Annotated in this window: 34 protein-coding genes, 1 tRNA gene and 1 pseudogene; 31 read left to right on the plus strand and 5 right to left on the minus strand. The window is 62.7% G+C overall.

What is annotated here, in order from left to right:
* The 13 genes and pseudogenes from tuf to rplP all read left to right on the plus strand — a co-directional run.
* Positions 1-136: pseudogene (tuf, locus tag FNJ84_RS18045) on the plus strand (elongation factor Tu); the annotation flags it as partial.
* 157 nt (positions 137-293) lie between these two features.
* Entirely contained in the window at positions 294-1244 is a 951-nt protein-coding gene (locus FNJ84_RS18050; RefSeq protein WP_143794673.1) for a diacylglycerol kinase family protein, read from the plus strand.
* Positions 1241-2029 carry a metallophosphoesterase gene (locus tag FNJ84_RS18055; RefSeq protein ID WP_143794674.1) on the plus strand — a complete coding sequence of 263 codons (789 nt, stop codon included), beginning with the start codon at positions 1241-1243 and terminating at the stop codon, positions 2027-2029. The genes FNJ84_RS18050 and FNJ84_RS18055 overlap by 4 nt, the downstream gene beginning before the upstream one ends.
* A gap of 303 nt (positions 2030-2332) precedes the next feature.
* A complete protein-coding gene (locus FNJ84_RS18060) occupies positions 2333-2698 on the plus strand; it encodes a type II toxin-antitoxin system death-on-curing family toxin (protein ID WP_143794675.1) in 366 nt (121 codons plus the stop codon).
* A gap of 214 nt (positions 2699-2912) precedes the next feature.
* Positions 2913-3221, plus strand: a complete 309-nt coding sequence (gene rpsJ, locus FNJ84_RS18065; protein ID WP_101459506.1) for a 30S ribosomal protein S10 — start codon at positions 2913-2915, stop codon at positions 3219-3221.
* Between the two features lie 9 nt (positions 3222-3230).
* Positions 3231-4097, plus strand: a complete 867-nt coding sequence (rplC, locus tag FNJ84_RS18070; RefSeq protein WP_143794676.1) for a 50S ribosomal protein L3 — start codon at positions 3231-3233, stop codon at positions 4095-4097.
* Positions 4094-4714 carry a 50S ribosomal protein L4 gene (gene rplD, locus FNJ84_RS18075; protein ID WP_143794677.1) on the plus strand — a complete coding sequence of 207 codons (621 nt, stop codon included), beginning with the start codon at positions 4094-4096 and terminating at the stop codon, positions 4712-4714. The genes rplC and rplD overlap by 4 nt, the downstream gene beginning before the upstream one ends.
* A complete protein-coding gene (locus tag FNJ84_RS18080; RefSeq protein ID WP_143794678.1) occupies positions 4711-5007 on the plus strand; it encodes a 50S ribosomal protein L23 in 297 nt (98 codons plus the stop codon). The genes rplD and FNJ84_RS18080 overlap by 4 nt, the downstream gene beginning before the upstream one ends.
* Positions 5008-5122: 115 nt before the next feature.
* The gene (gene rplB / locus FNJ84_RS18085) at positions 5123-5962 is read left to right on the plus strand and encodes a 50S ribosomal protein L2 (protein ID WP_143794679.1); all 840 of its coding nucleotides are present in this window, start codon (positions 5123-5125) and stop codon (positions 5960-5962) included.
* Between the two features lie 3 nt (positions 5963-5965).
* On the plus strand, positions 5966-6244 hold the full coding sequence (gene rpsS, locus FNJ84_RS18090) for a 30S ribosomal protein S19 (protein ID WP_143794680.1): 279 nt from the start codon (positions 5966-5968) through the stop codon (positions 6242-6244).
* A 5-nt stretch (positions 6245-6249) separates the two neighbouring features.
* Entirely contained in the window at positions 6250-6630 is a 381-nt protein-coding gene (gene rplV, locus FNJ84_RS18095; protein WP_143794681.1) for a 50S ribosomal protein L22, read from the plus strand.
* A complete protein-coding gene (rpsC, locus tag FNJ84_RS18100; protein WP_143794682.1) occupies positions 6630-7340 on the plus strand; it encodes a 30S ribosomal protein S3 in 711 nt (236 codons plus the stop codon). Before rplV ends, rpsC begins: the two co-directional genes overlap by 1 nt.
* Positions 7341-7352: 12 nt before the next feature.
* Positions 7353-7766, plus strand: a complete 414-nt coding sequence (gene rplP / locus FNJ84_RS18105; protein ID WP_143794683.1) for a 50S ribosomal protein L16 — start codon at positions 7353-7355, stop codon at positions 7764-7766.
* A 64-nt stretch (positions 7767-7830) separates the two neighbouring features.
* Here the strand turns inward: rplP and FNJ84_RS18110 are convergent, their stop codons facing one another.
* Positions 7831-8199, minus strand: coding sequence for a hypothetical protein (locus FNJ84_RS18110; protein ID WP_143794684.1), 369 nt, complete (start codon positions 8197-8199; stop codon positions 7831-7833).
* 243 nt (positions 8200-8442) lie between these two features.
* Between FNJ84_RS18110 and rpmC the strand changes: the two genes are divergently transcribed.
* From rpmC to FNJ84_RS18170, 12 genes are all read left to right on the plus strand, one after another.
* A complete protein-coding gene (rpmC, locus tag FNJ84_RS18115) occupies positions 8443-8649 on the plus strand; it encodes a 50S ribosomal protein L29 (RefSeq protein ID WP_143794685.1) in 207 nt (68 codons plus the stop codon).
* 10 nt (positions 8650-8659) lie between these two features.
* The gene (gene rpsQ, locus FNJ84_RS18120) at positions 8660-8905 is read left to right on the plus strand and encodes a 30S ribosomal protein S17 (RefSeq protein ID WP_143794686.1); all 246 of its coding nucleotides are present in this window, start codon (positions 8660-8662) and stop codon (positions 8903-8905) included.
* A 79-nt stretch (positions 8906-8984) separates the two neighbouring features.
* Positions 8985-9353 carry a 50S ribosomal protein L14 gene (gene rplN / locus FNJ84_RS18125; protein WP_090746457.1) on the plus strand — a complete coding sequence of 123 codons (369 nt, stop codon included), beginning with the start codon at positions 8985-8987 and terminating at the stop codon, positions 9351-9353.
* Positions 9353-9658, plus strand: a complete 306-nt coding sequence (gene rplX, locus FNJ84_RS18130) for a 50S ribosomal protein L24 (protein WP_143794687.1) — start codon at positions 9353-9355, stop codon at positions 9656-9658. The genes rplN and rplX overlap by 1 nt, the downstream gene beginning before the upstream one ends.
* Complete coding sequence (rplE, locus tag FNJ84_RS18135; RefSeq protein WP_143794688.1) at positions 9658-10218, plus strand: 50S ribosomal protein L5; 561 nt, start codon at positions 9658-9660, stop codon at positions 10216-10218. Before rplX ends, rplE begins: the two co-directional genes overlap by 1 nt.
* A 19-nt stretch (positions 10219-10237) precedes the next feature.
* A complete protein-coding gene (rpsN, locus tag FNJ84_RS18140) occupies positions 10238-10543 on the plus strand; it encodes a 30S ribosomal protein S14 (protein ID WP_143794689.1) in 306 nt (101 codons plus the stop codon).
* 10 nt (positions 10544-10553) lie between these two features.
* The gene (gene rpsH, locus FNJ84_RS18145) at positions 10554-10952 is read left to right on the plus strand and encodes a 30S ribosomal protein S8 (protein ID WP_185968596.1); all 399 of its coding nucleotides are present in this window, start codon (positions 10554-10556) and stop codon (positions 10950-10952) included.
* Between the two features lie 10 nt (positions 10953-10962).
* Positions 10963-11496: a 50S ribosomal protein L6 gene (rplF, locus tag FNJ84_RS18150; protein ID WP_143794691.1), complete on the plus strand. Its 534-nt coding sequence runs from the start codon at positions 10963-10965 to the stop codon at positions 11494-11496.
* 11 nt (positions 11497-11507) lie between these two features.
* On the plus strand, positions 11508-11867 hold the full coding sequence (gene rplR, locus FNJ84_RS18155; RefSeq protein WP_143794692.1) for a 50S ribosomal protein L18: 360 nt from the start codon (positions 11508-11510) through the stop codon (positions 11865-11867).
* A gap of 112 nt (positions 11868-11979) precedes the next feature.
* Positions 11980-12546 (plus strand): 30S ribosomal protein S5, encoded by a 567-nt coding sequence (rpsE, locus tag FNJ84_RS18160; RefSeq protein ID WP_143794693.1) that lies wholly within the window; start codon positions 11980-11982, stop codon positions 12544-12546.
* A 12-nt stretch (positions 12547-12558) separates the two neighbouring features.
* Positions 12559-12747, plus strand: a complete 189-nt coding sequence (rpmD, locus tag FNJ84_RS18165) for a 50S ribosomal protein L30 (protein ID WP_101499580.1) — start codon at positions 12559-12561, stop codon at positions 12745-12747.
* 144 nt (positions 12748-12891) lie between these two features.
* Entirely contained in the window at positions 12892-13185 is a 294-nt protein-coding gene (locus tag FNJ84_RS18170) for a hypothetical protein (RefSeq protein ID WP_143794694.1), read from the plus strand.
* 18 nt (positions 13186-13203) lie between these two features.
* Here FNJ84_RS18170 and FNJ84_RS18175 read toward each other — a convergent pair whose 3' ends face one another.
* Entirely contained in the window at positions 13204-14802 is a 1599-nt protein-coding gene (locus FNJ84_RS18175) for an SARP family transcriptional regulator (protein ID WP_143794695.1), read from the minus strand.
* A 93-nt stretch (positions 14803-14895) separates the two neighbouring features.
* Here FNJ84_RS18175 and FNJ84_RS18180 point away from each other — a divergent pair, with 93 nt between their 5' ends.
* The 3 genes from FNJ84_RS18180 to FNJ84_RS18190 are packed head-to-tail and all read left to right on the plus strand — an operon-like array spanning position 14896 to position 17993.
* Positions 14896-16020: a phosphatase PAP2 family protein gene (locus tag FNJ84_RS18180; protein WP_185968597.1), complete on the plus strand. Its 1125-nt coding sequence runs from the start codon at positions 14896-14898 to the stop codon at positions 16018-16020.
* Positions 16011-16214: a hypothetical protein gene (locus FNJ84_RS18185; RefSeq protein ID WP_143794697.1), complete on the plus strand. Its 204-nt coding sequence runs from the start codon at positions 16011-16013 to the stop codon at positions 16212-16214. Before FNJ84_RS18180 ends, FNJ84_RS18185 begins: the two co-directional genes overlap by 10 nt.
* A gap of 3 nt (positions 16215-16217) precedes the next feature.
* Complete coding sequence (locus FNJ84_RS18190; protein ID WP_143794698.1) at positions 16218-17993, plus strand: hypothetical protein; 1776 nt, start codon at positions 16218-16220, stop codon at positions 17991-17993.
* Between the two features lie 31 nt (positions 17994-18024).
* Here FNJ84_RS18190 and FNJ84_RS18195 read toward each other — a convergent pair whose 3' ends face one another.
* From FNJ84_RS18195 to FNJ84_RS22075, 3 genes are all read right to left on the minus strand, one after another.
* Entirely contained in the window at positions 18025-19068 is a 1044-nt protein-coding gene (locus FNJ84_RS18195) for a hypothetical protein (RefSeq protein WP_255471286.1), read from the minus strand.
* A 225-nt stretch (positions 19069-19293) separates the two neighbouring features.
* Complete coding sequence (locus FNJ84_RS18200) at positions 19294-19935, minus strand: hypothetical protein (RefSeq protein ID WP_143794699.1); 642 nt, start codon at positions 19933-19935, stop codon at positions 19294-19296.
* A gap of 203 nt (positions 19936-20138) precedes the next feature.
* A tRNA-Tyr gene (locus FNJ84_RS22075) sits at positions 20139-20222 on the minus strand.
* A 120-nt stretch (positions 20223-20342) separates the two neighbouring features.
* On the opposite strand from FNJ84_RS22075, the gene FNJ84_RS18205 reads away from it, so the two are divergent.
* The 3 genes from FNJ84_RS18205 (at position 20343) to FNJ84_RS18215 (ending at position 22296) form a co-directional block, all read left to right on the plus strand.
* A complete protein-coding gene (locus tag FNJ84_RS18205) occupies positions 20343-21149 on the plus strand; it encodes an RNA methyltransferase (RefSeq protein WP_143794700.1) in 807 nt (268 codons plus the stop codon).
* Positions 21150-21237: 88 nt separating this feature from the next.
* A complete protein-coding gene (locus tag FNJ84_RS18210; protein ID WP_143794701.1) occupies positions 21238-21648 on the plus strand; it encodes a YHS domain-containing (seleno)protein in 411 nt (136 codons plus the stop codon).
* Between the two features lie 192 nt (positions 21649-21840).
* Positions 21841-22296, plus strand: coding sequence for a CoA-binding protein (locus FNJ84_RS18215; protein ID WP_255471287.1), 456 nt, complete (start codon positions 21841-21843; stop codon positions 22294-22296).
* Positions 22297-22365: the final 69 nt, after the last annotated feature.

Consider the following 22365-nt stretch of genomic DNA (forward strand, 5'->3'; position numbering starts at 1 on the left):
GGTGATGCCGGGCGACAACCTGAAGTTCGAGGTCGAGCTGATCGCCCCGATCGCGATGGAAGAAAAGCTGCGCTTCGCGATCCGCGAAGGCGGCCGCACGGTCGGCGCCGGCGTGGTGTCGAAGATCATCAAGTGATGACGTAGGGTGCGTGCTTGCACGCACCTTGCCGGGACAAGAACAAGGGCCGCTCCGAAAGGGGCGGTCTTTTTCGTTGCGGCGGCTGCGGGCGATCAGGTGAAACCCCTCCGCCACACGCGGGTTGTGTCCTGAACCTTGAACACAGCAGGACACCATGCCCGATAACCCAATTGATCTGTCCGACAAGCGTCTTTGCGTCATCCTGAACCTGGGTTCGGGAAGCAAGGATGACGATGCCTTCAAGAAGACCATCCGCGAGGCGCTGGAACCGCATTGCGCCGAATTCGATCTGCGCCAGACGGCGCATGGGGGCGATATCGTCCGGCTGACGCAGCAGGTGGTGGATGATGGTTTCGACATCGTCGTCGCGGCGGGCGGCGATGGCACGCAATCGGCCGTGGCCGGTGCGCTGTCGGGCACCGACACGGTGATGGGCGTCATTCCCGGCGGCACCTTCAACTATTTCGCGCGTGATCTGGGCGTCGGCGAAACGCTTGAGGACGCGCTGGACACCATCAGCGATGCCAAGGTCCGGCAGGTGGATATCGGTGATATAGAGGGGCTGGTCTTTCTGAACAATGTCAGCCTTGGCGCCTATCCGCATATACTGAAGACCCGAGAAAGCATCTATCGCCGTTGGGGCCGGTCCCGGATCGCCGCCTATTGGTCGGTGCTGGTGGCCATGCGCCGGCTGCGCCGTCCAATGGACCTGACCGCGCGGATCGAGGGCGAGGAAAAGCACTTCACCACCGCGCTGGTCTTTGTCGCCCGCAGCGCCTTTCAGCTGGACAGTTTCGGGCTGGAGGGCGCCGATGCGACCCGCGACGGTCAGTTCGCGGTGCTGATCGCCAAGGCGCGAAAACCGCTGCCGCTGATGCGCTCGGCCCTGCGGCTGGCGATGGGGTTTTCGGCGCAGGACAGCGATTTCGACCTGATCCTGACGGATGAACTGACCATCGACACACCGAAAAAGCGCCAGCTTGTCGCGCATGACGGCGAAAAATCGGTGATGATGGCGCCCCTGCGTCTGAAGGTCCGGCATGAAGAGTTGAAGGTGCTGGTCCCCGCTGATGGCCGTAACAAGACGGCGGAGGCCGAGGCTTGACCCGCATTCTGCATCTTTCCGACCTGCATTTCGGCTTCCATCGCGCGGCGCTGGTCGGCCCGCTGCTGGAACGTGTGAATGCCGCCCGGGTGGATCTGGTGGTCGTGACCGGCGATCTGACGCATCGCGGCCGGCCAGAGCAGTTTGAAGCTGCTGCGAAGTTCCTGTCGCGCATCACGGCCCCGCTGATGGCGGTGCCGGGCAATCACGACGTGCCGCTGTATAATATCCCGGTGCGGTTTCTGTGGCCCTATGCCGAATATGACCGGCAGATCAGCCCCGACCGCGCGCCCGCAAAGGTGGCCTGCCGGGCGCGGGTCTTTGGCGTGAACAGTGTTGATCCCCTTGCCTGGCAGCGCGGCGTCGTGCATGGCGAGGATGTCGACCGCATCACCGCCAGCATCGCGGTGCCTGAGGTGAACATCGTCGCGCTGCACCATCCGCTTCAGCAATTGCCGCAGGTCGACAAGGAACTGGCCCGCGACGCCCCCGATGCGCTGGCCCGGTTCGAGGCAGCAGGTGTGCGGGTGGCGCTGTCGGGCCATCTGCATCGGTGGGCGGCCGAGGAGCTGCTGGACCTTGGCCATCGGCATCTGTTGCAAGTTCAGGCGGGGACGGCACTTTGCGCGCGCGAGACCGATTTGCAGAACGAGTTCGCGGTGCTGGACTTTGACGGCGATGACCTGCGCATCGAGCGGCATATTGCGCCGATGGGGCAGGCGGGGTTCGGGGAGCCCGAGGTATCAGAATTGAGTTATGGCGAAAATGGCTGGCGAAAGGCATAGGGCGGGGCGTTCAGGACCGCGCCGCACAGATTTCGCATCCTGCGCTGGCGCGCGCCATCTTTGCAGGGAAACTGACAGTTCTACTGGGTATGATGATGAAGAAACCTACAAGGATTGTCACGCCCGTGAAGGGAGGTTGGATCAAGCGGGACGCTCAGACCGGGCAGTTCAGCGAGGTTCAGACCAACGATGGAGCCAGAGGAAAGGTAAGCGCCGAAACCCTGTCATCGGTCAGGAAAACCGCGGACAAGCGCGGCGCCGCGCTGCGGAGACTGGCAGATCGCCAGGCGGCACTATCGGGTCATGCTTGCCGATGCAATCGCATTGCATGACGAGGCGCTGACCTTTGGTGGCCGTGAAGGGACCAGCAGCCTGCACCTGATCCAGTCAGGACTGGCCCGGCCCTATTCAGGCTATCACCATCGGATCGACCAGAAATGTGCCGCGCTGCTGCACAGCATGGTTGGCAATCATGGGTTCGTTGACGCGAACAAGCTGACGGCGCGGTTGCCGGTCGAACTGCCGATCGACAGGGGCGGTTATGTGCTTGGCATCCCTGACGATGCGCCGGTAGATGATCTTGTTGTGCAGGTCGCGTCGGGCGAGTTGGGATATGCGGATCTTGCTGGCTGGTTTCGGGCCCGGCTGGTCCGATCAATCCCGGTTTGATCGGTTGTGTCAGGTGACGCAGCCAACGGCTTGACGCTGCCGCAGGTTTACTCCATAAGCCCGCCATCGCATCCCTTCCTCAAGGAATCGGTTGCCATTGCCAGGGCCGCCCGCTATGGGGGCGGCCTTGCAATTTTTTTATGCGGTTCGACGCTGGCGGCGCGTGGTGCGTGGTCAGCCTCTCAACTGAAACTCCCCGTGAGAGGGATTGACTATGCAAAGTCAGACCATTCGTATCCGGCTCAAGGCGTTCGATTACCGCGTGCTGGATGCCAGCACCCAGGAAATCCTGAACACTGCCAAGCGCACCGGTGCGACCGTTCGTGGCCCCATCCCGCTGCCGAACAAGATCGAGAAATTTACCGTTCTGCGTGGCCCCCATATCGACAAGAAATCGCGCGACCAGTGGGAAATCCGTACCCACAAGCGTCTGCTGGATATCGTCGATCCGACCCCGCAGACCGTTGACGCCCTGATGAAGCTCGACCTCGCCGCTGGCGTGGATGTCGAGATCAAAGTCTAAGGGGGCATCATGCTGCGTACTGGTATCATCGCCAAGAAACTGGGCATGACCCGGCTGTTCCTTGAGGACGGCCGTCAGGTTCCCGTTACCGTCCTGCAACTGGACAATCTGCAAGTCGTGGCGCAGCGCACCACCGAGCGTGACGGCTATGTCGCCGTTCAGCTGGGTGCGGGCGACGCCAAGGCCAAGCGGACCACTGCCGCGCTGCGCGGCCATTTCGCGAAAGCCTCGGTCGCGCCCAAGCGCAAGATCGCGGAATTCCGCGTGGCCGAAGAAAACCTGATCAATGTCGGTGAGGAAATCACGGCTGACCATTACTTCGCCGGTCAGTTCGTCGATATCGCCGGCACCTCGATCGGTAAGGGCTTTGCGGGCGCCATGAAGCGCCACAACTTCGGTGGTCTGCGCGCCTCGCACGGCGTGTCGATCAGCCACCGTTCGCATGGTTCGACCGGCCAGTGCCAGGACCCCGGCAAGGTGTTCAAGGGCAAGAAAATGGCTGGTCATCTGGGTGCTGTGCGCGTCACGACCCAGAACCTGCAAGTTGTCCGCACCGATGCCGACCGTGGCCTGATCATGGTCAAGGGTTCGGTTCCGGGTTCGAAAGGTGGCTGGGTCACCGTCAAGGACGCCGTCAAGAAGGCGACGCCTGACAACCTGATCTATCCCGCCGCGTTGCGTTCGGCTGCCGCCGAAGCAAAACGTCTGGCCGACGAAGCTGCCGCCGCCGCCGCCGCCGAGGAAGAAGCCGCCCGCAAGGCCGCGGCCGAAGCCGAAGCCGCTGCACAGGCTGCTGCCGAAGCCGATGCCCAGGCCTCGATCGAGGCTGACAAGGCTGCCGGTGGCGATGCTGCGCCCGAAGGAGACAAGGAATGAAACTCGATGTGATCAAGCTGGACTCCGGTAAGGCCGGGTCCATCGAGCTGGCCGACGAGATCTTCGGGCTGGAGCCGCGCGGCGACATCCTGCAACGCGTCGTGCGCTGGCAGCGCGCCAAGGCTCAGGCCGGCACCCATTCGGTGCTGGGCAAGTCCGAGGTCAGCTATTCGACCAAGAAGATCTATCGCCAGAAGGGCACCGGCGGCGCACGTCACGGTTCCAAGAAGGCCCCGATCTTCCGTCACGGTGGTGTCTACAAGGGCCCGACCCCGCGCAGCCACGCCTTTGACCTGCCCAAGAAGGTGCGGGCCCTGGGTCTGCGTCACGCGCTGTCGGCCAAGGCCGTCGCGGGTGAACTGGTCATCGTGGACAGCCTGGATCTGGCTGATGCCAAGACCTCGGCCGTCGCCAAGGCGGTTCGCGAGAACGGCTGGAAGCGTGTCCTGGTCATCGACGGCGCCGAGGTGAACGAGGGCTTTGCCCGCGCCGCCCGCAACGTCGAAGGCGTCGATGTGCTGCCCTCGATGGGTGCCAATGTCTATGACATCCTCAAGCGTGACACGCTGGTGATCACGCGCGCTGGTGTCGAAGCTCTGGAGGCTCGCCTGAAATGAGCGCGAAAGCAGAACAGTATGATGTGATCGTCAAGCCGATCATCACCGAAAAAGCGACCATGACCTCGGAAAACAACGGTGTTGTGTTCCAGGTTCAGAAATCGGCCAGCAAGCCTGAAATCAAGGCTGCTGTCGAGGCGCTGTTCGGGGTGAAGGTGAAGGCGGTCAACACCACCATCACCAAAGGCAAGACCAAGCGTTTCCGGGGCATCAAGGGCGTCCGCAGCGATGTCAAGAAAGCCTATGTGACGCTGGAAGAAGGCAACTCTATCGACGTCTCGACGGGCCTCTGATAGACAGCCGCGAATCTGCGGCCCCCGTGCGAAACGGGGGCCGCGCGATTTTTGACTGAAACGGACCCTTCACCCCGTTCGCGGGGCAGGGACCAAAGCAACGGAAGACAGAAAGATGGCATTGAAGTCGTATAAACCGACGACGCCTGGCCAGCGCGGGCTGGTTCTGATCGACCGTTCGGAGCTTTGGAAAGGTCGTCCGGTCAAGTCCCTCACCGAGGGTCTGACCAAGAAGGGCGGCCGGAACAACACCGGACGGATCACCATGCGCCGCCAGGGTGGCGGGGCAAAGCGCCTGTATCGCATCGTCGATTTCAAGCGCACCAAGTTCGACGTGGCGGCGACGGTCGAGCGGATCGAATACGATCCCAACCGCACCGCGTTCATCGCACTGGTCAAGTATGAAGACGGCGAGCAGGCCTATATCCTGGCTCCGCAGCGTCTGGCCGTTGGCGACAGCGTCATCGCAGGCGCCAAGGTCGACGTGAAGCCCGGTAACGCCATGCCCTTCAGCGGCATGCCGATCGGCACGATCGTTCACAACGTGGAACTGAAGCCCGGCAAGGGCGGTCAGATCGCGCGTTCGGCTGGCACCTATGCCCAGTTTGTCGGCCGTGACGGTGGCTATGCCCAGATCCGCCTGTCCTCGGGCGAACTGCGTCTGGTTCGCCAGGAATGCATGGCAACCATTGGCGCTGTGTCGAATGCCGACCATTCGAACCAGAACCTTGGTAAAGCCGGCCGCAACCGCCACAAGGGCATCCGCCCGTCTGTCCGCGGTGTCGCCATGAACCCGATCGACCACCCGCATGGTGGTGGTGAGGGCCGGACCTCGGGTGGCCGCACGCCGGTTACGCCCTGGGGCAAGGACACCAAGGGCAAGAAGACGCGCAGCAACAAAGCGACCGACAAGTATATCCTGCGGTCGCGTCATGCGAAGAAGAAGGGGCGCTAATCCATGGCACGTTCTGTTTGGAAAGGGCCTTTTGTCGACGCCTATGTGCTGCGCAAGGCCGAGAAGGCCCGCGATGCGGGCAAGTCGGATGTCATCAAGATCTGGTCGCGTCGCTCGACCATTCTGCCGCAATTTGTCGGCCTGACCTTCGGTGTCTATAACGGCCACAAGCATATCCCGGTGAACGTCACCGAGGAAATGATCGGCCAGAAATTCGGTGAATACTCGCCGACCCGGACCTATTACGGTCACGCGGCGGACAAGAAAGCCAAGAGGAAGTAATCGTCATGGGTAAGGAACAGAATCCGCGCCGCGTGGCGGAAAACGAAGCTTTCGCGAAGACCAAGATGCTGCGCACCTCGCCGCAGAAGCTGAATCTTGTCGCGCAGCTGATCCGTGGCAAGAAGGTGGACAAGGCTTTGGCCGACCTGACCTTCTCGCACAAGCGCATCGCCGGTGACGTGAAGAAATGCCTTCAGTCGGCCATCGCCAATGCTGAAAACAACCATGGTCTGGACGTCGACAGCCTGATCGTCGCCGAAGCCTGGGTTGGCAAGAACCTGGTCATGAAGCGCGGTCGCCCGCGTGCCCGTGGCCGCTATGGCAAGATCATGAAGCCGTTCTCGGAAATCACCATCAAGGTGCGCCAGATTGAGGAGCAAGCGTAATGGGTCAGAAGGTTAACCCCATCGGGATGCGCCTCCAGGTCAACCGCACCTGGGACAGCCGCTGGTATGCGGATGACAAGGACTACGGCAATCTGCTGCTTGAAGACCTGAAGATCCGGGACTTCATCCACACCGAAGCCAAGCAGGCCGGCATCAGCCGCGTGATCATCGAGCGTCCGCACAAGAAGTGCCGCGTCACGATCCATGCTGCACGTCCGGGCGTGATCATCGGCAAAAAAGGCGCCGATATCGAAGAGCTGAAGAAGAAGGTGGCCAAGTTCACCGACAGCGAAGTTTCGCTGAACATCGTCGAAGTTCGCAAGCCGGAACTGGACGCGCAACTGGTGGCCGAATCGATCGCCCAGCAGCTTGAGCGTCGCGTCAGCTTCCGTCGTGCGATGAAGCGTGCGGTGCAGAACGCGATGCGCATGGGTGCCCTGGGCATCCGTGTGAACGTCGCCGGTCGTCTTGGCGGTGCAGAAATCGCGCGGACCGAATGGTATCGCGAGGGCCGTGTGCCCCTGCATACCCTGCGCGCCGATATCGACTATGCGCTGTCGGAAGCCACGACCCCCTATGGGATCATCGGGGTGAAGGTGTGGATCTTCAAGGGCGAGATCATGGAACATGATCCGCAGGCCCGTGACCGCCGCGCGGCCGAGGCTCAGGAAGGCCCGGCCCCTCGCGGTCCGCGCCGCGACGCCCGGTAAGGAGAAAGAAAGATGCTGCAACCGAAACGGACGAAGTTCCGCAAACAGTTCAAGGGCCGCATCCACGGCGAAGCCAAGGGCGGTTTCGAGCTTAACTTTGGCTCGTTCGCGCTGAAAGCGACCGAGCCAGAGCGTGTAACCGCCCGCCAGATCGAAGCGGCCCGCCGCGCGATCACCCGCCACATGAAGCGTCAGGGCCGGGTCTGGATCCGGATTTTCCCGGACGTGCCGGTTTCCTCGAAGCCGACCGAAGTGCGGATGGGTAAAGGCAAGGGTTCGGTCGATTTCTGGGCTGCCCGCGTGCATCCCGGCCGGATCATGTTCGAAATCGACGGCGTGAACGACGTCACCGCGCGCGAGGCCCTGCGCCTTGGTGCGATGAAGCTGCCGATCAAATGTCGTATCGTCGAACGCGCCGACTGGTAAAAAAATTGCGCCCTGCGCGCATCTGACGACAGGCCCCGCCGGGCGACCGGCGGGGCCTCTCTCTTTAGTCGCAAACTATTTCCCTGATTCGCTGAATTCGCTCAGCATCATCGCCTCCGGCCATGCGACGAATTTCCGCATTACTATCCTCGTCGTCGATGTCTAACACTGCGGCGATCAATTTTCCTGCGGGCGTGCCGACACGATATATGCGCGCAGATTCCCACTGAACCAAAGGAAGGTCCTTCGGATAGTGGCGTAGCCCCCTCTTCGCCAGTTCATCGCTGATGCCCTTCACCACGTGCTTGCCGAGCTTTTGCGCCCCGGCCGCGTCACGAAGGAGTTCCATGCTACACGTCACGACCCCTTGCCATTTGTCTACCAACTCAGACAGCTCGGCAAAGTTTTCAAACTCAATTTCACCTTCTTCCATCAAAAGCCTCCATTTGAATGATAAGTAATCTCTGTATAACTGATAAATTAACGCACATCAAGCCTTATTATTGCTTTTAAATTTTTGGAGCGGACCGACCTTCGTGGGCACGAAATTCCTTAGCGATAGGTTGCCAACACTCTCAACAGTGTGTATGAGCCAGCCTTCATCACGAAACTCCACCGGAATCAGGGTGGCCCGTGCAAGCGGGGCTCTCCGGTGATGTTGAAAGGAAAGAGGCGCATGAAAGCGCAGGAACTGAAAGACAAGACGCCCGACCAGCTGAAGGATCAGCTTGTCGCGCTGAAGAAAGAAGCGTTCAACCTTCGCTTCCAGCAGGCCACCGGCCAGCTGGAATCCACCGCCCGTATGCGCGCCGTGCGCCGCGACGTTGCGCGTGTGAAAACCATTCTGAACCAGAAAGCGGCGGAAGCCGCTGCGTCGAACTGAGGGGACCGATATGCCCAAACGCATCCTGCAAGGCACGGTCGTCAGCGACAAGAACGAACAGACCGTCACCGTTCTGGTCGAGCGCCGCTTCAAGCACCCGCTGCTGCACAAAACCGTCCGTTCGTCCAAGAAATACCGGGCGCATGACGCGGAAAACCAGTTCAAGATCGGTGACACCGTTCGCATCATCGAATGCGCGCCGATTTCGAAAACCAAACGCTGGACCGTTCTGACGGAGGAGCAGGCGACCGCCTGATCCTGCGCCTGAAATCGGGCCAGACCAATCGAAACCCTGGGGCTGAACGCGTAAGTCCCCAAAGGTCGGGAGAAACCAAATGATCCAGATGCAGACCAATCTGGATGTTGCTGACAACTCTGGCGCACGCCGGGTTCAGTGCATCAAGGTCCTGGGTGGTTCGCACCGTCGCTATGCGTCGGTGGGCGACATCATTGTCGTATCCGTCAAGGAAGCCATCCCGCGGGGCCGCGTCAAAAAGGGCGACGTGCGTAAAGCCGTCGTCGTGCGCACCGCAAAAGAAGTCACGCGCGAAGACGGAACCTCGATCCGTTTCGACCGCAACGCCGCCGTCATCCTGAACAACCAGGGCGAACCGGTCGGCACCCGTATCTTCGGGCCGGTCGTTCGTGAGCTGCGCGCCAAGAACTTCATGAAGATCATCTCGCTCGCGCCGGAGGTGCTGTAATGGCTGCCAAGCTGAAAAAAGGCGACAAGGTCGTCGTGCTGACCGGCAAGGACAAGGGCAAGCAGGGTGAAATCACCGCCGTGTTCCCGAAAGAGAACAAGGCCGTGGTTGATGGCGTCAACATCGCCATCCGTCACCGTCGTCAGACCCAGGCATCGCAGGGTGGCCGTATTCCGGTTGCCATGCCGATCGACCTGTCGAACCTGGCTCTGCTGGACAAGAACGGCAAAGCGACCCGCGTTGGCTTCCGCGTGGAAGGTGATGCGAAGGTCCGTTTCGCCAAGACCACGGGAGACGTGATCTGATGCTGGACCAATCCAAATACACCCCGCGCCTGAAGGCCCAGTATCGCGAAGCCATTCGCGCTGCCCTGAAGGAAGAGTTCGGCTATAAGAACGACATGCAGATCCCCAAGCTGGACAAGATCGTCCTGAACATGGGCATCGGCGAGGCTGTCCGCGACACCAAGAAGGTCAAGCAGGGCGCCGAGGAACTGTCGCTGATCGCCGGTCAGAAAGCTGTCATCACGAAGGCCAAGAACTCGATCGCGGGCTTCCGCGTTCGCGAGGAAATGCCGCTTGGTGCCAAGGTGACGCTGCGTGGCGACCGGATGTACGAATTCCTCGATCGCCTGATCAACATCGCGCTGCCCCGCGTCCGCGACTTCCGCGGCGTGAAGGGCTCGTCCTTCGATGGTCGTGGCAACTATGCCATGGGCCTGAAGGAACAGATCGTGTTCCCGGAAATCAACTTCGACAAGGTCGACGAAGTTCTGGGGATGGACATCATCATCTGCACCACCGCGAAGACCGACGCGGAAGCGAAGTCGCTGTTGAAACTGTTCAACATGCCGTTCAACAGCTGATCGCGGAGGGAAAGACGATATGGCTAAGAAATCCATGGTCGAGCGCGAGAAGAAGCGCGAAGCACTGGTCAAGAAGTTCGCCGCCAAGCGCGCCGCGCTGGCCGAGGTGGTCCGCAACCAGGACCTGCCGATGGAAGAGCGGTTCAAGGCTTCGCTGAAGCTGGCCGAACTGCCGCGCAACTCCTCGGCGACGCGCCTGCACAACCGGTGCCAACTGACCGGTCGTCCGCATGCGTATTACCGCAAACTGAAACTGTCGCGGATCATGCTGCGCGAGCTTGGCTCGAACGGCAAGATCCCCGGTCTGGTCAAATCCAGCTGGTAAGGGGGCGAAAATGAATATGAACGATCCTCTCGGCGATATGCTGACCCGCATCCGCAACGCTCAGATGCGCGGCAAATCGACCGTCCGCACCCCGGCCAGCAAGCTGCGCGCTTGGGTTCTGGATGTGCTGAAATCCGAAGGCTACATCCGTGGCTATGACGAAGTGACCACGCCCGAAGGCCATAAAGAGCTGGAAATCGGGCTGAAGTATCACGATGGCGCCCCGGTCATCCGCACGCTGGCACGCGTGTCGAAGCCCGGCCGTCGCGTCTATGCCGGCGCCAAGGAAATCCCGCAGGTCCGTCAGGGTCTGGGTGTCTCCATCGTCTCGACGCCGAAAGGCGTGATGACGGATGCAGCGGCTCGCAACGCCAATGTCGGCGGCGAAGTCCTCTGCACCGTGTTCTAAGGAGGGCAGGATGTCTCGTATTGGTAAAAAGCCGGTCGAACTGCCCAAGGGCGTTACGGCCGAGATCAAGGGCCAGACCATCGAGGTCAAGGGTCCGAAGGGCAGCCGTTCCTTCACCGCGACCGACGATGTCGATCTGGTTCTGGAAGACGGTGCGGTTTCGGTGAAGCCGCGCGGCCTGTCGAAGCGTGCGCGCCAGCAGTGGGGCATGACCCGCAGCATGGTCGAGAACCTGACGGTTGGCGTTTCGGAAGGCTTCAAGAAAGAGCTGGAAATCCAGGGCGTCGGTTACCGGGCCGCGATGCAGGGCAAGACCCTGAAGCTGTCGCTTGGTTACAGCCACGAAGTGAATTTCGAAACGCCGGACGGGGTGACGATCACCTCGCCCAAGCAGACCGAGATCGTCGTGGAAGGCATCGACCAGCAGCTGGTCGGTCAGGTTGCCGCAAATATCCGCGAGTGGCGTCAGCCCGAGCCCTATAAGGGCAAAGGCATTCGCTACAAGGGCGAATATGTCTTCCGCAAGGAAGGCAAGAAGAAGTAAGGGGCGCAAAAATGGCACTGAAAAAACTAGAGCTGTTCCAGAAGCGCCGCCTGCGCGTGCGGAACAAGTTGCGGGCCCAGGCCAATGGCCGCCCGCGTCTGTCGGTTCACCGTTCGTCGAAGAACATCTCGGTTCAGGTCATCGACGACCTGAACGGCGTGACCCTGGCCTCGGCCAGCACGCTGGAGAAGGATCTGGGCGTTGTGGGCAAGAACAACGTCGAGGCCGCCGCCAAGATCGGCGCGGCCATTGCCGAGCGGGCCAAGAAGGCGGGCGTCGAAGAGGTGATCTTCGATCGCGGTGGCTTCCTGTTCCACGGCAAGGTCAAGGCATTGGCCGACGCAGCCCGCGAAGGCGGTCTGAAGTTCTGATCTTGTGGGTGGCGTGTCCCTTGGGCCGCGCCATCCCGATGATCCGGGGATGTTGTATCCACCGGGATCGGATTTAACGGCGCGGATCGCGCCAGATATGAAGGAATGCCATATGGCAGAACGTGAAAACCGTCGGGGCCGCCGCGAAGAGCGCGAGGAAACCCCGGAATTCGCCGATCGTCTGGTCGCGATCAACCGCGTCTCGAAGACCGTCAAGGGCGGCAAGCGCTTTGGCTTTGCTGCACTCGTCGTTGTCGGCGATCAGCGTGGCCGCGTCGGCTTCGGCAAGGGTAAGGCCAAAGAGGTCCCCGAGGCGATCCGCAAGGCAACCGAGCAGGCCAAGCGCAACATGGTCCGCGTGCCGCTGCGTGACGGCCGCACCCTGCACCACGACATCGAAGGCCGCCACGGTGCGGGCCGCGTCGTGATGCGCACCGCCGTTCCGGGCACCGGCATCATCGCCGGCGGTCCGATGCGCGCCGTGTTCGAGATGCTGGGCGTTCAGGACGTTGTTGCGAAGTCGCTTGGCTCGCAGAACCCCTATAACATGATCCGCGCCACTCTGGACGGTCTGAAGCAGGAAGCCAGCCCCCGCTCGGTCGCGCAGCGTCGCGGCAAGAAGGTGGCCGACATCCTGGGCTCGAACGACAAGCCGGCTGACGCCGCTGTCGAAGCGTAAGGAGAGGCTGCAATGGCTAAAACCATCGTCGTCAAGCAGATCGGCTCGCCGATCCGCCGCCCCGCCATCCAGCGCGAGACGCTGAAAGGCCTGGGCCTGAACAAGATGAACCGCACCCGCGAGCTGGAAGATACCCCGGCCGTGCGCGGAATGGTCGCCAAGATCCCGCATCTGGCCGTCATCATCGAAGAAAAAGGCTAAGCCGTCAGGCCAGCCCGATCGACAGGATCAACGCCCCGCCGCAAGCGGGGCGTTTTTCGTTTCAGGGCGGGCGGCGCGGGGTTGACCGCGTGGCAGATGCGGTGGGAACCTGCGGGCGCGATTGTTGCAGTGGGGGACGGGCAGATGAGAATGCGATACGCGGCGATTGGTGTCTTGGCCTTGCTGACGGCTTGCGGCGCGCCGCCCCCGCCGCAGCCGGGTGCGGCCCAGCCCGCGGCTGCGGGCGCGGTTGGCGCCAATGAGCTGAGCATCGACACGCTGTCGGGCGGTTCCTTCCGTGGCAGTGCGGGGTCGGCCTGGACGCGCGACGAGGTGGCGGCGCAGGCGGCCAGTATGGAATGCGGTGGCGGAAAGCCGGCCGAGATCGACATTCGCCCCGCTGCCGGCGGCGGCCACGTCTTTACCGGGCGCTGTTGATCAAGGCTGCGCGGGTGATTAACCCTTGATCAGCCCCGCCGCACGCAGCGTCCCTGCCGGGTAATTCGGATTGGCAAGGAATGCCGGCTCGAATCCGGGTTCCAGCAGGCGCAGCTTGGCAAAGCTGTTTGCGGCGCCTTCGTCATCGCCCCGTGCGGATCGCAGCGCACCCAGAAACCGCAGCGCCGCATGGTTGGTCGGGGCGAAGGCGTGGGCCGTTGCGGTGGACAGCTCGGCCTTTTCGAACAAGCCAAGCCGCACCTCGGTCATCGCCCGGCGCATCAACCAGGTGGCCGGCGCGACCGAGGCCAGCAGGCTGGCCCGCATGCTTTCGATATTGGAATAGGCAGCTTCGCCCATGCCGCCATCCAACAAGGCCTGCGACTTGGCCAGCCGGCCAAAGCTTTCCTGCGGATCGGCCTGTTCGGCCAGCAGGGCAAATTCGCGGGCGATGTCACTCTTGCCGGCCAGCGTCATCAGGATCGACGATATGCCCAGAACCGTCGCGTTTCCGGGCGCCGCGATCCGCGCAAGGGTGGCGATTTCCTCGGCCTCTTCCAGGGTGGCTGCGGGGTCAGGGACAAGCCGCTCGATCACCAGCGTTGAGCGGATATAGGCCCGCAGCGCCATGAATGTGCCGGCGCGCAGGACATGTTCTTCCTGAAGCCGTTGCAACTGCATGTCGGTATCAGCCAAACGGGCCTGATCGAACTCGAACACATCCCACAGGGTGATGGCGTTTTCGCGCATGGCCAGGGGCTTTGCCGATGCCAACAGCTCGACCGTCAGTTGCCGGATCGCCTGCGGCATGTGATCCAGTTCCTGATCGGCCGGCCAGGCAAAGCGACGCACCGTCGCCGCGCGTCGCGTGCCGGCCTGCCGGATCGAGACCAGAACGACGATATGCTGACCCTGCTGCGAGGCCACGGCCGAGACCTCCAGCGCGGGGCCGGGGTTGTCTTCGGCGCGTGCGGTGCCACCGTCATCCTGGATCATCTCGGCCGGCAGCAGTTCCGCCGCCCGCCAGCAGGCCTCTTGCAGCAGCACGGTGGCGCCAAGCCTGGCCCGCATATCCAATGCCGCAGGCGGTCCGACAAGCAATTTCAGCAGTTGTGTCGGGGCGGTGGCCAGCGGCGGGGCAGGTGGCGGTTCGGCGACGGCAGCTGGCTGGGTGGCTTCTGGCCGGGCGGAAGGACCTGGCCGGTTCTCGAACTGCATCCGCATGTCGCGCAGCCAGTCGTCGAATTCCGGGTCACGAATGTCCAGGTCCGCCGCAAACTCGGCCTTGGCCAACCCGTTCTGATAGGGATGGTCCAGATCGACGGCGATCTGCGCCGCATCCAGTCCGACCCAACCAACGCCGGCGATCAGGGCCGCGCGCGAATCACCCAGGGCCTGCCTGATCTCGCGCAGCGCTTGTCGCAGGCTGGCCGATCCACGGTCGGGGGGGCTGTCACTCCATAATTTGTCCTGCAACTGGGATCTGGCCATGCGCAATCCATGCGCCGTCCCAAGAAGCGCCAGCACCGCACGGGCCTTTTGGCCAGAGGGCGTGGCGTCGCCCCTTGCCGGGCACACCAGTCGAATCGGACCCAGAAGGTAAAGGGTCAGTCCCATGGGCGCGGTTTCAAATTCCTCAATTCCCAAACCACTTTCATGTTAACATGGTGTGATCATTAGGGAATGCCCGACCACAGAGCCAGGTTCACAATGTCATTGCTTAGTCTTCTGCAAGCGCATCAGGCGCATCAGGCCCACCAAGCGCAACAGGCGCATCAAGCCCACCAGAATTCAGGAGGCGGAATTGACAGCTATCAGCTGGCGCTTGCGGTGGCGCTGGCCCGCGATGGCATTGTCGGCGGTGGTGCGCTGGACACGGTCGAAGGGCCGCCGCGCAAGCAGACCCAGTTTCAGCGGCTGGAGAATCTGGATCCCCGATTTGCCATCGCCATCCTTGCCGGCGAGTTGATGGAGGATTTTCGCGTCACCGGCAGCCAGACCGATCCGGCCGAGCAGGTTCAGGTCACCGTTCGGTCGGTTGACGGCGATCCTCAGGTCCTGTTCCAGCTGCAAGCACCGTCGGACGCGCTGCTGCGGGATCAGCTTGCGCTGATCGCAGGCTATGCCGATCTGCGGCTTGAGCGCCTGCCCGAAATCATCGCGCAGGCGCAGGATATCGTTCCGTTCTTTGCGCCATTGCTGCCCTTTCTGGGGGCGCCGCAGACGCGCCGGGTGGTTTCCCTGCTGGCGGTGACCGATGCCGTCACCTCGTCCATCGTCCAGCGGGTCAAGCTGCTGATCGGCTGCCGCAGGCCGCTGTTGTTTTCGGACCGGTTGCAGCCGCTGATCGACACCCCCACCCATGGCAGCTATCCAAGCGGCCATGCCACGCAGGCCTTCAGCATGGCCACGATCCTTGCGGCTCTGAACCGCAGCCAGCCGGGGGGCGAGGTCGTGCCCGCCGCCGATAACCAGCTGTTCCGCATGGCCGCTCGGATTGCCGCGAATCGCACGGTCGCGGGGGTGCACTATCCGATCGACAGCGCGGCCGGTGCGTTGCTGGGGATCACGGTGGCCAATACCTTGTTGCAGCGGATGGGCGCGCTGAGCGGTGTGGATGAACATTCGATGGTGCGCGCGATCGGCTTCGATGCCGGGATGTGGCCCGATGCGGCAAGCGGCGATGACGGCGATTTCTATCTTGATAAGCTGGTCAATGCGATGACCGGCCATCGTGCGCTGACATCGTATGAGCGCGTCTCGGTCCTGCCCGCGCCGATCGCTGGCCAGCTGTGGCGCGCGGCCATCGAGGATTGGGGGCGCAGATGGGGATAGCGTCGGATGCCGGGGAAGGCCCACGTTTCGTTCCGGCCTCGGCCGAGGATCTGCGCGGCTTTACCGCAGATGCCTCGCCCTTGGCCCATTACATGACCTATGGTCCGGGCGGGCCGGGGGCCGTTGCAAATGACCCTGCCGAACAGCTTGGCCGGCGCGAGGCACTGGCGCGGCTGATCGAGGGGACATTCTAGCCAATGGTAGAGCCGCCCGATCAGCCATTGCTGGATGAGCAGCTGTTCCAGACGCTTCTGGACGAATTGGCGCTGGCCGATTGCGGCGATGCCATGGCGCTGACCGGGTTTTCGCCAGCGATCGGGACCGGAACGGGCGGGCTTTTGTCGCCGCAGGCCATGCCCTCTGACCCGGTGCGGGCAGTGATCATGGGCGTGATCGACCATGCCATCCCCTTTGCCCATCGCGCCTTTTCCACGGCCTCGGGTCACAGCCGCGTGGCCGCGATCTGGATGCAGGGGGCGGCACCGGATCGGCCCGCATCGGCCGGGGGCGATCTGCCGTTTGGGCGCGAATTGCGCGGGGTCGGGCTGGATCTGCTGCGCCGGCGGCCCGATGGCGGCCTGCTGTCCGAGGAACAGACCTATCGCCAGACGGGCGCGCTTGGCCTGCGCCGCGACGGGCGGGAGGGGCGGCGACTTGGGCCGGGGCTGGCCGCGCGGATCAGCCATGGCGCGGCGGTCGCCGGATTGGCGGCGGGGTTGTCGCCCGATGATCCCGACAGCCGCAACCTGCCCATCATCGCGGTCAGCCTGCCCGATCATCTGGTTGCCGATACGTCCGGCGCCTTTGCCCCCTATTTCGTGCAGGCCGCGATCATCTTCATCGTCAATCGCGCGCGCAGGCTGGCGGCCCGATTGCAGGCGGCGGGTCGGGTCGGGCCGGTGCCGGTGGTGATCAACCTGTCCTATGGGGTTACCGCCGGGCCGCGCGACGGCAGCCTGGGTCTGGTGCAATTGCAGGACCTGATCGCGCTGAACACGCGCGATCACCTGCATCCGGTGCATTTCGTGCTGCCCTCGGGCAATCACCGGCTGGAACGGCTGCATGGCCAGATCGCCAAGGGGCAATCGGTCCAATGGCAGATCCCGCCCGATGACCCCACCCCGAACGTGGTCGAGATCTGGGGCCCAAGGCAAGCGCAGCCCGGCGATCAGCCGGGGATCGAATTGTCGCTGACCCTGCCGGGTGGGCAGGTCGCAGCCACCGATTTCTGCGACCAGCGGGACGGCATCAGCAAGCTGATGGCCGGCGGGGTCGAGATCGCCCGCGCCTATCGTCAGTTCCGCCAGATCCGCCGGCGCCAAAGCGGCGAGCGTTACTGGCGCCAATGCCTGACGCTGATCGCCGCGCCGACCCTGCCCGTGGACAGCCGGGCCTTGCATGGTGCGCCGAGCGGGTTCTGGCAACTGACCCTGACAGATGGGCCCGCGACGGTGATGGATATCGACGTGCAGCGCGATGACCGGCTGTCGACCTTTCCCGGCACAAGGCGGCAGTCACGGCTTTACGATCAGGCCTATCAGGGGCAAGGACCATCCGGTCATCCGCTGGACGACGACCCGGCCGATCCCCGCTCGGTCCTGCGTCGGCGGGGGACGGCAAATGCCTATGGGTCGGGCGACACCCAATTGCGCGTGGGCGGGGCGATTGGCGGCAATGGTGTGACCGTCGCCACGGCCGGGGCAAGTGGCAGCGAAGTCGCGCGGTATTCGGGGCTTCTGTTGTCGGGCAGTCCGGGCGATCTGCTGGCGCAATCTGACCGCAGCCGGCTTGTTTCTGGCGTGATGGCCCATGGCTGTCTGTCGGGCAGCCGGGCAGACATGTCGGGAACCAGTGTCGCCGCCCCTCAGGTTGCCCGCTGGCTGGCGCTGGCCTTGCTGGAGGGCGCCGATCTTCCCGATCGCGCGTCGGTCATTGCCCATGCGGCCGATGGGCGACAGCCGCCATCGCCCTGATCACGATGCCGGCCCCGCCCCCGGCCCGGCACTATAGCAGCCACCAGCCCTTTTCCTTCAACAGATGACGGATCGGCCGTTCCAGCGGGGGCAGAGGCGTATCTGCGAAAAGCGGGCGGACCTTGTCGCGGCCCTTGCCCTGATAGATCAGCTTGCGCGCCGGTTGCCAGTCGCGCAGCACCCGCTTGATCCGGTTGGGCGCGGTGGCCGATTCCAGCGCCTCGACCGCCCTGTCGGATTCGCGGGCGTAAAGCAGCGGCAGGTTGCGGTAATGGCAGGTCGTCTCGCCATCCAGCCCGGCCAGATCAGGGCCGGGCCGGCCTCCGCCAAAGGAATGGATCACCAGCGGCAACACGGCTTGATCCAGCCACGGGTCCAGCACCTGATTTGCCAATTCGTCCTGCGGATCATCGCGGATGGTCAGCGCCCAGTCCTGAAAACGCTGATGGAAGCGGGCCGGGTCGGCACCGAAGAACCAGCCGGCATTGAAAAACAGATAGCGTTCCCAATGCTCGTCGGGTTGAGACAGGTCCAGCGTGCTGTCGTAATCCAACCCAAAGCGGCGATACATCGACTGCCAGATCTGGCCATAGCCCGGCCCATAGATCGGCGGCAGCGGCCAGGTTCCCTCGCGTCGCATCGAGGCGGCGGGGCAATCGAAATCCAGCGGCAACCGGTCCAGCGCACCCAGGATCAGCGTATCCGTGTCAAAAAACATGAAGGGCTGATCCGGGGGCAGGGTGGCCAGTGCCTCGATCTTGTTGCCATGAGGGTAAGACGCGCCGAAATGCTGCGCCCTGAAAGGGGTGATCTGCGCGCCCATCTGCGTCAGCAGCGCGCGATGTTCGGGGCCGATCATGGTCTGATGCCCCTCCCATGCGCCGGCCGGTTCCGGCTCGGCCACGATCAGCCTGCCCTGCCAGTCGGGGGACATCGCCCGCAGGCTTGCGGCAAAGATCAGCGCCTGATGTTCCAGCCTGCCCGATTGCGCGACGATGAGGATGTTGAACGGCGTCGCGGGTTTCGCCTTGGTCTTGCCGGGGCGCTTGCCAGTCTTTGCTGGGGCTTTGGTCATCGTAACCTCTTGCGCCGAGGACTGCCGGCGCGAACAACCGCAAACAATCCATGCGGAAGTTTAAATACAATAACACCCGCATAGCGAGAGTTCCGCATATCTGTCAGCGATAGGCCAGCTATCACCGGTCGTCAACAATCACAGCGCAGGCAGCGCGGTTTTGCCGCATGATCGGGGTTTGGCGGGGTGGCAGGCACAGATGTCCAGGCTTGTCCCGAGGCATCTTTACGGAAGCAGCTTGGCACCGAATGCAAACGCGCCTGCAACGACCCCGGACGCTACACCAATCAGCGACCACAGTTGCTTGGGTTTCATCGCGCCGACAAGCTCGGCTATCGTCATGTCGCCGGGCGACGGCGCCGCAGGCTTTTCCTTTCCGGGCAAGGCACTGATCTTTTGCTTCCAGCTCGCCAAAACGCCATTGAATTCGATCGAGTTCAGGCTTGCCGTTTCCAATGGCACGCTCTGAACATACCAGTCATAGCCGGGTTCAAGCAGACCTTCGGCCTTCACCCCATCCTCTACGATAACGAGCAGCGGCTTGCCGTAGGCATAGGACATCGCTGCCTCGATCTGGTTCCAGGGGGTCGCAAACCTGACGCCTGAAAGCGCACGTTCTTTCGGCCCCCCGCGCCGTTCGACGCCACGTTCCAACAAGGTTCGTTCAAGGGCCAGAACGATCGTGCCGTCGCAACTGGACATAAGATTTTCAACGGTCTTGAGCGGCGCATCCGCTGAAAAGGTGTTGCGGCCTACCGTGTTCGGAACCAGTCCTTCGGCGCGCAGACGGGCCTCAAGCGCGGCGACGAATTTTTCCTGCGCTTCGTTCGCGGTGCCGCCAACGCTTAGAAATACATTCTTTGTCATCGCATTTCGCCCACAACATTCAGCCCAGATTGCAACGCAATCCATCCATGGGCAACCGGCTGGCGATGGTCATTCTATCGAAACCCGGCCGATCTTCACGACTTTACCTGTCATGTTGCCTGTCGCAACATTCGATGTCGGACGTCAACATAACACCGACACAGGCTGCATCAGCACAAAACGACCTGAAAATTGAAGGAAAGTGGTGGGCGACCCTGGAATCGAACCAGGCATGGGTCTCCCCGGCGGAGTTACAGTCCGCTGCCGCACCTTGCAGCTCGTCGCCCGCCGTACGCTTCGGCGTGAGCGGTGATTAGCGGGCGTGTCGGGGGGCGTCAAGCGGATTTCCGGGGCTTGCGCGCGACATGGCTTGTGCGCCATGTGGATCAAAGCAGCAGGGGGATCTGATGACCCAGAAGCCAGGGAAGCCGAAAAAGCCCACATGGGTGATCGACAAGGAACGCGCGCGTCGCGCCTCGGCGGCCGAGACAGTCTGGCTGTTCGGCCTGCATGCGGTGCGCGATGCGCTGGCCAATCCGGCGCGGGAAAAGCTGCGGCTGGTGGTGACACGCAACGCGCTGGACAGGCTTGGCGAGGATACGGCCGGGATCGAGCCGGAAATCACCGATCCCCGCGTCTTTGACAAGACCGTCCCACTGGCCGCCGAAAGCGTGCATCAAGGCGCCGCGCTTGAGGTTCGGCCGCTGAAATGGGGCAGTATCAGTGAGGTTGCGTTGCGTGAGGCACCCGGCGAGACGCGGCCGCTGCTGCTGGCGCTGGACCGGGTGACGGATCCGCATAATATCGGGGCGATCCTGCGTTCGGCCGAAGTGTTCGGTGCCCGCGCGGTCATCGCGCCGGCCCGCCATTCTGCGCCCGAAACCGGCGCGCTGGCCAAGACGGCGTCCGGCGCACTGGAACGGCAACCGTATCTGCGCGTGCCCAATCTGGCGGATGCGCTGATCTCTCTGAAGGAAATGGGGTTCATCCTGATCGGGCTGGATGGCACCGGCGAACAGATGCTGCCTGATCTGCTGGCCGATCTGCCGGGGCGGGCGGTCTGTCTGGTGCTGGGCGCGGAAGGGCCGGGGATGCGCGACCGAACGATCGAGTTGTGCGACTATATCACCCGCATTCCCTATGCCGCCGATTTCGGATCGCTGAATGTATCCAACGCGGCGGCCGTTGCACTCTATGCAGCGACGCGGCAGTAAGGTCACATCAGCGCGACAACCTGCGCGAGCGCATTGAGAATCGCCCGCCGCGCTGCCAGATTTGCAGGGTTCCAGAATCGACCCTGCCATGAAGCCTCTGCTGATCGTTCTTTTCGCGCTGCTGTCCCATGTCTCGCCCGCCCTGTCGCAGGATTGGGCGCTTGGTGGCTTTGACCCTGTCGGCTATCAGTCCGAGGGGCGTGCCGTGCCGGGGCGCAATGACATCTCGACCATGTGGAAGGGGATGATCTGGCATTTCGCCAGCGTCGAGAACCGCGCGCAGTTCGAGGCCGATCCCCGATCCTTCGCGCCGGGGCTGAACGGCTTTTGCCCCGTGGCCCTGTCCAATGGACGGCGCGAGCCGGGTGACCCGCGCCATTTCGTGATCATTGGCCAGCGTGTCTATCTGCTGCGTTCCGACGACGATCAGCGCCGATTCATGCAGGACCCCAAGTCGATTCTGATGGAAGCGCGCAGGGTCTGGGCTTCGCTGAAATAGCGCTGGCATCACGAATCTGCGACGGGTCTGGAACTTTTGGTCCGCGTCACCCATTTATCACTATAGAACATGACCCCGGAACGGTCATGTTCGGATCACTGTCCCTCGTTCCGCGACTTGCGCCCGGCCAGACTTCTGGACCGGGCGCCTTTTATATGCGAGGCTGTTGCAACCTTTGGATGAGGACCTGCCATGACACAAAGCGCTGCCATGACCATCGAGCAGTCCGATCTGATCGACCGCGAAATCGCTGAAATCGCGCGCGAAATTCGCGTTGTTGCGATGGTTGGCCTATCACCGAATCAGGATCGCCCCAGCTGGGGCGTCGCCCGTTACCTGCAATCGCAGGGCATCCGTGTGATTCCCGTAAATCCGGGCCATGCGGGCAGCGAGATCCTTGACGAAGAGGTCTTTGCCGACCTTGCCTCGATCCCGGCAGAGGCCGGTGTCGAGATGGTTGATATCTTTCGTCGTTCCGAGGCCGTGCAGGATATTGTTGACCAGGCTTTGGCCCATTTGCCGCGTTTGCGGGTGATCTGGACCCAACTTGGCGTCTATGACGATGCGGCGGCGGCACAGGCCCGGCGTCGGGGCGTGACCGTGATCCAGGATCGCTGCCCCAAGATCGAGTTCCCGCGTTTTCTGTAATATGGGCAGCAATGCCTTGAAACGCATAAGAAAGGCCGCGGTATCCCCGCGGCCTTTTTCGTATTGTTC

It is taken from the genome of Paracoccus sp. M683, assembly GCF_007096355.1.
Taxonomy (GTDB): Bacteria; Pseudomonadota; Alphaproteobacteria; order Rhodobacterales; family Rhodobacteraceae; genus Paracoccus.

What these genes read in the sequence shown, in the direction of transcription:
- FNJ84_RS18050 (WP_143794673.1), top strand. Translation starts at nt 294, where the DNA reads ATGCCCGATAACCCAATTGATCTGTCCGACAAGCGTCTTTGCGTCATC.
- FNJ84_RS18060 (WP_143794675.1), top strand. Translation starts at nt 2,333, where the DNA reads ATGCTTGCCGATGCAATCGCATTGCATGACGAGGCGCTGACCTTTGGT.
- rpsJ (WP_101459506.1), top strand. Translation starts at nt 2,913, where the DNA reads ATGCAAAGTCAGACCATTCGTATCCGGCTCAAGGCGTTCGATTACCGC.
- rplC (WP_143794676.1), top strand. Translation starts at nt 3,231, where the DNA reads ATGCTGCGTACTGGTATCATCGCCAAGAAACTGGGCATGACCCGGCTG.
- rplD (WP_143794677.1), top strand. Translation starts at nt 4,094, where the DNA reads ATGAAACTCGATGTGATCAAGCTGGACTCCGGTAAGGCCGGGTCCATC.
- FNJ84_RS18080 (WP_143794678.1), top strand. Translation starts at nt 4,711, where the DNA reads ATGAGCGCGAAAGCAGAACAGTATGATGTGATCGTCAAGCCGATCATC.
- rplB (WP_143794679.1), top strand. Translation starts at nt 5,123, where the DNA reads ATGGCATTGAAGTCGTATAAACCGACGACGCCTGGCCAGCGCGGGCTG.
- rpsS (WP_143794680.1), top strand. Translation starts at nt 5,966, where the DNA reads ATGGCACGTTCTGTTTGGAAAGGGCCTTTTGTCGACGCCTATGTGCTG.
- rplV (WP_143794681.1), top strand. Translation starts at nt 6,250, where the DNA reads ATGGGTAAGGAACAGAATCCGCGCCGCGTGGCGGAAAACGAAGCTTTC.
- rpsC (WP_143794682.1), top strand. Translation starts at nt 6,630, where the DNA reads ATGGGTCAGAAGGTTAACCCCATCGGGATGCGCCTCCAGGTCAACCGC.
- rplP (WP_143794683.1), top strand. Translation starts at nt 7,353, where the DNA reads ATGCTGCAACCGAAACGGACGAAGTTCCGCAAACAGTTCAAGGGCCGC.
- FNJ84_RS18110 (WP_143794684.1), bottom strand. Translation starts at nt 8,199, where the DNA reads ATGGAAGAAGGTGAAATTGAGTTTGAAAACTTTGCCGAGCTGTCTGAG.
- rpmC (WP_143794685.1), top strand. Translation starts at nt 8,443, where the DNA reads ATGAAAGCGCAGGAACTGAAAGACAAGACGCCCGACCAGCTGAAGGAT.
- rpsQ (WP_143794686.1), top strand. Translation starts at nt 8,660, where the DNA reads ATGCCCAAACGCATCCTGCAAGGCACGGTCGTCAGCGACAAGAACGAA.
- rplN (WP_090746457.1), top strand. Translation starts at nt 8,985, where the DNA reads ATGATCCAGATGCAGACCAATCTGGATGTTGCTGACAACTCTGGCGCA.
- rplX (WP_143794687.1), top strand. Translation starts at nt 9,353, where the DNA reads ATGGCTGCCAAGCTGAAAAAAGGCGACAAGGTCGTCGTGCTGACCGGC.
- rplE (WP_143794688.1), top strand. Translation starts at nt 9,658, where the DNA reads ATGCTGGACCAATCCAAATACACCCCGCGCCTGAAGGCCCAGTATCGC.
- rpsN (WP_143794689.1), top strand. Translation starts at nt 10,238, where the DNA reads ATGGCTAAGAAATCCATGGTCGAGCGCGAGAAGAAGCGCGAAGCACTG.
- rpsH (WP_185968596.1), top strand. Translation starts at nt 10,554, where the DNA reads ATGAATATGAACGATCCTCTCGGCGATATGCTGACCCGCATCCGCAAC.
- rplF (WP_143794691.1), top strand. Translation starts at nt 10,963, where the DNA reads ATGTCTCGTATTGGTAAAAAGCCGGTCGAACTGCCCAAGGGCGTTACG.
- rplR (WP_143794692.1), top strand. Translation starts at nt 11,508, where the DNA reads ATGGCACTGAAAAAACTAGAGCTGTTCCAGAAGCGCCGCCTGCGCGTG.
- rpsE (WP_143794693.1), top strand. Translation starts at nt 11,980, where the DNA reads ATGGCAGAACGTGAAAACCGTCGGGGCCGCCGCGAAGAGCGCGAGGAA.
- rpmD (WP_101499580.1), top strand. Translation starts at nt 12,559, where the DNA reads ATGGCTAAAACCATCGTCGTCAAGCAGATCGGCTCGCCGATCCGCCGC.
- FNJ84_RS18170 (WP_143794694.1), top strand. Translation starts at nt 12,892, where the DNA reads ATGAGAATGCGATACGCGGCGATTGGTGTCTTGGCCTTGCTGACGGCT.
- FNJ84_RS18175 (WP_143794695.1), bottom strand. Translation starts at nt 14,802, where the DNA reads ATGGGACTGACCCTTTACCTTCTGGGTCCGATTCGACTGGTGTGCCCG.
- FNJ84_RS18180 (WP_185968597.1), top strand. Translation starts at nt 14,896, where the DNA reads ATGTCATTGCTTAGTCTTCTGCAAGCGCATCAGGCGCATCAGGCCCAC.
- FNJ84_RS18185 (WP_143794697.1), top strand. Translation starts at nt 16,011, where the DNA reads ATGGGGATAGCGTCGGATGCCGGGGAAGGCCCACGTTTCGTTCCGGCC.
- FNJ84_RS18190 (WP_143794698.1), top strand. Translation starts at nt 16,218, where the DNA reads ATGGTAGAGCCGCCCGATCAGCCATTGCTGGATGAGCAGCTGTTCCAG.
- FNJ84_RS18195 (WP_255471286.1), bottom strand. Translation starts at nt 19,068, where the DNA reads ATGACCAAAGCCCCAGCAAAGACTGGCAAGCGCCCCGGCAAGACCAAG.
- FNJ84_RS18200 (WP_143794699.1), bottom strand. Translation starts at nt 19,935, where the DNA reads ATGACAAAGAATGTATTTCTAAGCGTTGGCGGCACCGCGAACGAAGCG.
- FNJ84_RS18205 (WP_143794700.1), top strand. Translation starts at nt 20,343, where the DNA reads ATGACCCAGAAGCCAGGGAAGCCGAAAAAGCCCACATGGGTGATCGAC.
- FNJ84_RS18210 (WP_143794701.1), top strand. Translation starts at nt 21,238, where the DNA reads ATGAAGCCTCTGCTGATCGTTCTTTTCGCGCTGCTGTCCCATGTCTCG.
- FNJ84_RS18215 (WP_255471287.1), top strand. Translation starts at nt 21,841, where the DNA reads ATGACACAAAGCGCTGCCATGACCATCGAGCAGTCCGATCTGATCGAC.